A 1,565-nucleotide genomic window follows, 5' to 3' on the forward strand; every position below is an offset into this window, starting at 1 on the left:
CCCCCATGCCGCCCACCCTCGCCTCCCTCGTCCAGCACTCGGCGCTCAAGCTCACCGTGCGCGCGGGCGAGGACCGGCTGGACACACCGGTGCGCTGGGCGCACGTCAGCGAGCTCGCCGACCCCGTCCCGTACATGGAGGGCGGCGAGCTCCTCCTCATCACCGCGATGACGCTGGACGCCGAGGACCCGCAGACCATGCGCCGCTATGTGCGCAGACTCGCGGGCGCCGGGGTCGTCGGCCTCGGCTTCGCGGTGGGCGTCACCTACGAGAGCGTGCCGGACGCGCTGCTCGAAGCGGCCCGGGCGGAGGACTTCCCCCTGCTGGAGGTGCCGCGCCGCACCCCGTTCCTGGCGATCTCCAAGGCGGTCTCGGCGGCGATCGCGGCCGACCAGTACCGGGCGGTGACCGCGGGCTTCGAGGCCCAGCGCGAACTGACCCGGGCGGCCCTGGCCGGCCCCGGCGAACTGCTGGCCCGGCTCGCGGCGCACGTCGACGGGTGGGCCGCGCTCTACGACACCTCGGGCGCGGTGGTGGCGGTGCAGCCCGAGTGGGCGGGGCGGCGGGCGGCCCGGCTCACCGCGGACGTGGCCCGGCTGCGCGACCGGGCCGCGCCCGCCAGCGCGGTGGTCGGCGGCTCGGACGACCGCGTCGAACTCCAGTCGCTGGGTACGGGACGCCGGGTGCGCGGGGCGCTGGCGGTCGGCACGGGGGCGCCGCTGGGGACCGCGGAGCGGTACGCCGTGCACTCGGCGGTCGCGCTGCTGACCCTCACCACGGAACGGACGCGGGCCCTTCAGCTGGCCGAGCAGCGCCTGGGCGCGGCGGTGCTGCGGATGCTGCTGTCCGGGCAGCAGGACCACGCGCGGGCGGTGGCGGGCGACCTGTACGGCGGGCTCCTCGACGCACCCTTCCGCCTGGTCATCGCGGAGCGGGCGGGGGAGTCGGCCGACCTCGGGGCGCTCACCGAGGCGATGGAGTCGGCGGCGGCGCGCGCCGGGGAGGCCGTCCTGGTGGTCCCCGAGGGCGACCGCCTGGTCGTCCTCGCGGCCGACGGCGGCGACGCGGTGGCCGCGTGCGTCTCCTTCACCCCCGAGGAGGGCGCCGAACTGGTCACCGGCCTGTCCGCGCCCGCCGGGCCGATAGCGGCGGCGTCCGCGTACAAGCAGGCCGAGCAGGCCCTGTCGGTGGCCCGGCGCCGGGGCCGCCCGCTGGTCGAGCACGAGGAGATGGTGGCGGGGTCACTGGTGCCGCTGCTGGCGGACGACGCGGTACGGGCGTTCGCGGACGGGATGCTGCGCGCGCTGTACGAGCACGACGCGACCGGCCGCGGCGATCTGGTGGCCTCCCTGCGCGCCTGGCTGTCCCGGCACGGCCAGTGGGACGCGGCGGCGGCGGACCTCGGCGTCCACCGGCATACGCTGCGCTACCGGATGCGGCGGGTGGAGGAGATCCTGGGGCGGTCGCTGGACGACCCGGATGTGCGGATGGAGCTGTGGCTGGCGCTGAAGACGACGACGCCCGCAAATGAGTGAGTGTCCCCCACCCCGCCCGTTCCCTTAACC

Annotated in this window: 1 protein-coding gene; it reads left to right on the forward strand. The window is 76.6% G+C overall.

All coding sequences use genetic code 11. From position 1 onward, the window contains the following. Positions 1 to 5 precede the first annotated feature (5 nt). A complete protein-coding gene (locus tag ACJA3G_RS36720) occupies positions 6 to 1,535 on the forward strand; it encodes a PucR family transcriptional regulator (protein WP_406557349.1) in 1,530 nt (509 codons plus the stop codon). Positions 1,536 to 1,565 lie beyond the last annotated feature (30 nt).

It is taken from the genome of Streptomyces sp. YS-3 (assembly GCF_045257485.1).
Classification (GTDB): domain Bacteria; phylum Actinomycetota; class Actinomycetes; order Streptomycetales; family Streptomycetaceae; genus Streptomyces.

Excerpts from the sequence above, each read along its gene's own strand:
- ACJA3G_RS36720 (WP_406557349.1), top strand. The coding sequence starts at position 6 with ATGCCGCCCACCCTCGCCTCCCTCGTCCAGCACTCGGCGCTCAAGCTC.